The 5995-nt window shown below is 53.2% G+C and carries 6 protein-coding genes; all 6 read right to left on the bottom strand.

Going from position 1 to position 5995, the window contains the following annotated elements:
- Window positions 1-149: 149 nt before the first annotated feature.
- The 6 genes from J1785_RS04275 to tssF all read right to left on the bottom strand — a co-directional run bounded on the left by J1785_RS04275 (window position 150) and on the right by tssF (window position 5857).
- Complete coding sequence (locus J1785_RS04275) at window positions 150-620, bottom strand: hypothetical protein (protein ID WP_014341618.1); 471 nt, start codon at window positions 618-620, stop codon at window positions 150-152.
- A gap of 65 nt (window positions 621-685) precedes the next feature.
- A complete protein-coding gene (locus tag J1785_RS04270) occupies window positions 686-2074 on the bottom strand; it encodes a VasL domain-containing protein (protein WP_217218883.1) in 1389 nt (462 codons plus the stop codon).
- An 11-nt stretch (window positions 2075-2085) separates the two neighbouring features.
- On the bottom strand, window positions 2086-2514 hold the full coding sequence (gene tssE, locus J1785_RS04265; protein WP_129953505.1) for a type VI secretion system baseplate subunit TssE: 429 nt from the start codon (window positions 2512-2514) through the stop codon (window positions 2086-2088).
- 1 nt (window position 2515) lies between these two features.
- A complete protein-coding gene (tssJ, locus tag J1785_RS04260) occupies window positions 2516-3052 on the bottom strand; it encodes a type VI secretion system lipoprotein TssJ (RefSeq protein WP_377426126.1) in 537 nt (178 codons plus the stop codon).
- Window positions 3033-4130 (bottom strand): type VI secretion system baseplate subunit TssG, encoded by a 1098-nt coding sequence (gene tssG / locus J1785_RS04255; RefSeq protein WP_217218882.1) that lies wholly within the window; start codon window positions 4128-4130, stop codon window positions 3033-3035. The genes tssJ and tssG overlap by 20 nt, the downstream gene beginning before the upstream one ends.
- Window positions 4094-5857: a type VI secretion system baseplate subunit TssF gene (tssF, locus tag J1785_RS04250; protein WP_217218881.1), complete on the bottom strand. Its 1764-nt coding sequence runs from the start codon at window positions 5855-5857 to the stop codon at window positions 4094-4096. Before tssF ends, tssG begins: the two co-directional genes overlap by 37 nt.
- Between the last annotated feature and the right edge of the window lie 138 nt (window positions 5858-5995).

Raw genomic sequence — 5995 nt, 5'->3', positions numbered from 1 at the left:
GTGGCAGCGCATTCTTATTTTTAATGCAATGTAAATTTATGTCATCGATTTTGACGAAAAATGCAGCCGGAAGGTAATGCTTGTAGCATTTTTTTACATTTGAACTGCGCTTTATCGGGGTGATCGACAAAAAAAGACGCCCGAAGGCGTCAGGGTAATAATCCTTCAATCAGTTCAAAAAAGAGCTCTTCGCCAAACGTCCGCTCTTGCGCCGTGAAAGGATTCGCGGGACGCCATGTCCAGTCTCTGTTCTCACCCGCGCGCATAAATAACCGGCACAGAACAGTGACCCGGCCTTGCGTGCAAAGGCTGGTTTCCACACAGCCCGTGACGCCTTGTCCGTATAAAAACACCGGTGTGAAGGTCACCTGGCTGTCTTCATAGGTCAGCCGGATGCCCGGAATGCTGAACGATTTCCCGCCAATCAGGCATTCAACCAGCGAGACGGTGGTGCTTTCGACCCGGATACCGGTGCCTTCCAGCCATTCTTCTATGTTTTCCTGCAACAGGGTGATCCGCTGCCGGAATTCGGCGATATCCGCCTGACCTTTATTTTCAAATGAGCCAGTGCGGGGCTGGCTGTCCTGTAGTTTTTTCAGGAACCGTTCTTTTGCTGACATACTTCCTCTGTATTTAAGATGGCCGACGTCATCACATTTTCTGATCACGTCGCCATATTCATTGGTCAGTTATCTGCCTGACCATTTTTACCGGCGGTCGCCGGTAAGGTTTGAGTAAGCAACACATACCGGTTCAGCAGCTGCGTGAACTGGTTATCCAGTTGCATCACCAACTGCGGTGAAACATCCTTATTTTGCTGTTTGTCCTGCGCCAGTTTACGCAGCGATTCTTCTACCGGCGGTGAACCGTTGAGCGCCTGCTGGATGGCAAAAACGGAGGATTTTAGCTGCGAGACGGTCATGTATTTACCGCGTTGTTCATCCAGCCCGTTGAGTTTATCCGCCAGTTGTTGCAGCTGGGTATTGGCCTGTTGCCAGCCGCTGAGGTTTTCCAAAGGCACAGCATTGGCGTTCAGTTGCTGCGCCCAGCTTTTCGCCAGCGCGGCGGTCGCCGGATTATCAGGCCATAACATCAGCGCCTGACTGACCAGATGTGACCCGGTATCCTGCGCCCAGCGCGGCGACAAGGTGGCGAGCTGGCGCGTTTGCTGCTGCATGGCGGCCAGATACGCCGGTGCCTCACGGTGCAACATTTCAGCCTGCTGGTTTTTCATTGTTTCCAGTGTCTGGGCATTCAGCGGTTTTGGCATTACCGGCAGCGTCGCCATCAGTTGTTCACCGGAGGGCGGATGATAAAACGCCGTGATAGCTGCGCTGACTCCGCCGCCAGCCAGCAACGTTGCCATGATTCCGGCGATAAACCCTTTCCATTGCACCGGATGCTTCACCGGCGCGGGTGGCGTAATCGTCACCTGTGGTTCGGCAGGCTCAGCCTGTGCAACATACACCCACTGCTCGCGGGCTTGCGTAGCCCATCTTTTTTCCGTGTTCTCTGTTGCCGCCGCAGGTAATACGATTGTCGTATCGCTGGCCGCGTGCATATTTTCCAGCCTCACGGCAGCACCGTGCATAAAACTGCTCAGTGCTTCCAGTTGGCTGACATGCTTCAGCTCCAGACGCTGCAGGACCTCGCACAGCGCATTGATCAGTTTTTCGGCCTGATAGATCTGCGACAGATCGTGATAATCCAGGGTCATGCTGCGCAATGTCTGTTGCAGACGCTGGCTCAGGCCGGAGAGTATTTCCATCCGCGCGTGAGCCGGATGCGGCCATAATCCCGTCCACTGACGGGAGAGCAATGCTTCGAGGATCGCGAGCCCTTCATTTAATCCTGACATACCCGCTGACCGCGTTCTGGCCTGTGTGTACCACGACGCCGTTTGCAGTTCGATGCCATTTTGCTGGAACAGGTTCAGGCATAACTGCTCCACTTTTTGCCAGTGCACATCCGGGCGTGCCGGATGGGTTAACTTGCTCATTTCTTCGCGTAAAACGGCGTAATCAGCCAGCGCACGCGGGTCACCCCCGGTGCGCAGCTGGCGTTCAATCGACATAATCGTTTTCCTTAACTGACGTAATTCTGCTGTTTCATATGGCGCATCAGCACACGGCCTTCCGGCATAAATTCCGTACCGAAACGCACTAAGCCAAGCTCTTTCAGCTCGGCGTCAATGGCATATTCAAGATGCCCTGGTCTGGATTGTGGCAATAAAATCACGTGCAGCTTTTTGATGCGCGGCTCGTATTTCAGCAGGGTTTCTGACAAGACATCCAGCAGTGAATGTGCCGTGCCGGGCATTCCGTGCAGGATTTTACTCATATCCGGCAGGCCGTAATCCGGCAGATGGCTGAGCGTTCCGGCGCGACAGTTGAGAATGCGCTGCATGTTGTCGAGCACGGAGAGGATCACCTGATTTTCTTCGCTGACGTTGTGCAGATCGAGGCCACCGGCAAAGTTGCCGAGCAGCATTTCGTAGAGTGAGGGTTGTGACATATCACTTGTCCTTCAGCGGCAGCAAACTCATTCCCTGGTTATTGAGTTCAATCTGGCGCGCCTTATCCGGATCCAGATCGTCTCGGCTCAGCACGATACGCCAGGTATTGTTCTTCATATCTGGCGACAGGAACATGCCTGCGACTGCCACATACTGTGCTTTTTCATCCAACGGCGTGTCGATAGTGACAGCCGAACCCGGACGGATCCGGATGTCCTTTCCTGCCAGCAGATCGGCGTTAATTGCCTGACTGTCTTGTGCAAAAAGCGACGGATAATCAGTATCATCAAACACTTTGCGATCTTTTAACTGATAGATGCGTACTACGGTGGAGAGCGGAGCACCGTTAGTATTGTTGTTGATGGCGTCGCGCGCCTTAATATCCAGGTGCAGCGTTTTCACCTGCTTGTAAAAAATGGATTTGGTCATGGCGACGGTGCCGTCGCTGACTTTCTGGGTCAGTCCGCATCCGCCCAGTGTGGATACCATTGCCAGCATCAGTAATGTAAAACGGGTTTTACCAGCGATAGTCGCCATATTCATCAGTCTCCCTTCGATGAAGATTTTCCTGAACGCGCTGATAGCGGCCCAGATTAATAGTGATCACTTCAGTTTTATTTTGGGTCGCAGATGTAATCCTTAACCTGCGCATCACTGCGGTTCTTCCCAGCAGCACACCGGATTTTTCCGGCTGGCAGGAAAGTTTTGCATCGGGCAGCAGCGCGCGTGACACCGACAGTTGTAAACGGACGTGCAACCGGGAGCCAAGATACACCTGCAACAACGCCAGCAAATCGGTGTAAAGCTGGCCACCCGGAAGCCATTCACGGGCTTCATCCGGATTTTCAGTGGTCAGTTTCAGCAGAACCTGACAGTTCACATCGACGGTCTGGCGCCCCATCACCGGGCTGCTGCTCATACTGACCGGCGCGCTGGCACTCATGGTCAATTGCTTGCGCAGGGGAATAATGCAGCGGTCATGCGCCAGTATCTGCGCCTGTGTATCCGGTGCCAGCAACTGAACCAATGCGATAATGCCTTCGCTGGTGCGTGTCGGCAGCCGCATCATACTGGTGAGCGCCAGAAAGCGGGAAACCGGCGTGGCAATCTCTTGCGCACATCCTTCTATGCCCAGCCCGCAAAGACTCAGCAGATATTTCGAGGTTTTATCTGTCCCGCCGGGTGTAAAAGTGGCGGGATATGAGTATTTGCGCCAGATTCGGTAATACTGGGTGATCAGCCGGTGGTTGAAAATATCGAGAAAGTCGCTGACCGCTTCGTAACCGTCGCGACGCTGGGTAATGTCGTCGATATACGCGGTTGGCAGCGGTGATTCCACACCATACAGCCCCATAAATGTGGTACGGATAGTCGGCGGAAGATGCGGATGTTCCGGCATTTCCACCCGTTTAAACTCGCTGGCCGGAAATCCCATCCCCGGATGCGGTCGAAAACGCACCGGGTCGTGTCTGACCTGCCATTGGCTGCCCAGCGCCGGGGCATCTGGCTGGCTTTGTTCCAGCAACTGACAAAAACGATAAAACTGGGTATAGGGCAGTTTATCTTGAAGTTGCTCGATCAGCCGGGCAGGCGCTGATTGTGATTCTCTTTCCATCGGATACATTTCCCGGCAGGCTGAACGATAAGGGTTAACTGATTGAATAAATGGATATCAGCATAAAGCGCAAAGAAGCGGTTGAGCATTTCCCCGAACAGATGAATATCGCCTTCACCGGTAAAGCCGTTGCCATCCAGCGTGACTTCGATATCAATGCCGCGCAGCAAAAAACCTTTCTCAAAACGTTGGATCTGGTGGTGTTGTACCCGCTGAATAGCATCCAGGCGGCGGTTGTTCAGCTCATCGCTCTGCCAGTTGTAAAGCTCCAGCGTGCCGCGCAACACTTTCGCGCTGCTCATCAGATTAAGGTAACTGGAGCCCAGGTGGCTGAGCACCCGCCACTGGAAGTGATCTTCCGCCGGAGGATAGGAGGGCAGCGTCGGTTTGCTGAGATTTCGGACTTTCAGTGGTATCTGTAATACGGCTTCACAACGGTCAAGCAAAGTGCTTTGCAACGCTTTGCGTGGCAACTGACCGTTAGTGCCGGTAATTTTCAGGGAGACGGGCTCGCGGGTGAATTCGCGATCGACTTCCCATTGCTGTCCGCCGAGGATCAACCATGTATCATGCAGCCCGGTCACGCCGCGTTTTACGCGAGTGTGGAAATAACGCTCCGGCGCATGGCGTCTTTGCATGCCGCCGCGATGACGGAAGCTGGTGAAGGGCACATAGGTTGCGTCCGACGTTCGCTGTGAGCCTGTTACAGAATCGACAGAATAAATTTCGGTATGACCGTCCTGTAACCGGCGCGGCCGCAGCAGATATTCATTTTCCATTCCGTTAATAATCAGCGGATCGGCTTCCAGTGTGAACAGGTTGATCACCGGCACACAATGCAGCGCCATGGCTTCATCGGTGACAGGCAGGTCGCTTTGCCACTGACTGTTGAAAACCACCTCCAGATCCAAGTGAGCGATCCCTGCGGGCAAGGTCACTGATTCCAGCCCGTTTAGATGCACGAACATGAATTTTTCGCGGAAGGTGAAATATTCCAGCAGCAACTGATAGCCACTGAACGCACTTTCGCCTTTTGGCCACAGCAGATCTTCATCCGCAAATCCGCCCGGCGAGAACCAGCCATCCAGTTTGATGCGGTCAGCCTGTTTAGGCAGGCGTATATACAGCGCTGCCTGACGGCGGGTAAGGGCCAGATGCAGCGCACTGCTGACGGGAGCTTCTCCGGCCAGATAAAAACACAGACGACGTAAATCGACCTGCGACCAGTCAGTCTGCGTGCTGCAGGTTAGTCTTACTCGCAGCACCGAACGCCCGTCCGGCTCGGTCGCCATGACCACTTTCGAAACGGCCAACGGGTTAAGCGTCATGTCGCGCGTAGTGCGGTACTGACAGACGGTATTTTTAGGGCCGACAGGGCGGGAATAGATTTCCAAACCTGCGGGCACTGTTTCGGCCATCTTCATCAATGGTACGTCCGGGCTCAGCGACACAATGGAAAGCGACGGTATGGTACGCAGATAGTGCGGCCATAACATGCTCACCAGCCCTTCAGTAAATTCCGGCAGGTCATCATCAATTTTTTCACGTAGCCGTCCCATCGAGAAGGCAAAGCCCTCAAACAGGCGTTCAACATAAGGATCAGGTGTACCGGATTTATCGAGATCAAGCATCGCGGCGCGATCAGGATGAGTTTGTGCAAACTCTTTTGCCGCATCACGCAAATAGCGTAATTCGGCGTCGTAATAATGCAGGGTTTGGTCTTTCATTTTATTCTCTGTGAAAACGTCAATGATGTTTGCTAATTATTGTGAAAAAAACCAGCACCAAATAGAACAATAAATACCATTTGAGACAGTATATTCTGGTCAATGAGGCTCCATCGTTATGATGCATTCATGAAAAAT

Source organism: Rahnella perminowiae, assembly GCF_019049755.1.
GTDB lineage: Bacteria > Pseudomonadota > Gammaproteobacteria > Enterobacterales > Enterobacteriaceae > Rahnella > Rahnella perminowiae.
This window is presented reverse-complemented; position numbering and strand designations above follow the sequence as displayed.